1 protein-coding gene is annotated in these 373 nt (G+C 71.6%); it reads right to left on the minus strand.

The annotated features are described in order from the left end of the window. Window positions 1–373 (minus strand): DUF222 domain-containing protein (locus tag ASF72_RS20605; protein WP_162242802.1); only part of this gene is annotated, 373 nt, incomplete at both ends.

The following is a 373-nucleotide window of genomic DNA, read 5'->3' on the forward strand; positions in this document are numbered from 1 at the left end:
CTCGTGGGGGCCTTGTTGGCCGCGGGAGATCGCGGTGAGCCGGTTATGGATCGCTTCGGCGGAGGCGGCGGGGAGGCAGGCGCTGAGCCAGGCCATCCCGTCCCGGGCCGGGGTGAACTCGACCCTGCGGTCCGCGGCCGACCGGACGTGGCGTTCCTCAATCGATTCGGGGTGGTGGCGTTCGCGCCAGGAACGCACCTTCGCCCGTAACCGTCCCGGGACCAGCCCCGCCGCCACACACCGCCCGGCCAGGACACTGCCAGCGGCCGGATCGGGAGAAGGTGTAAGGAGCGGGTCTGCCGGGTCAGCGCCTGCAGGATCAGCCACATCGATCGGGTCCGGGAGTGCAGGATCAGGGAGGGTGGGATCCGGG

Origin of the sequence: Arthrobacter sp. Leaf141 (genome assembly GCF_001424565.1) — a bacterium.
Taxonomy (GTDB): domain Bacteria; phylum Actinomycetota; class Actinomycetes; order Actinomycetales; family Micrococcaceae; genus Arthrobacter.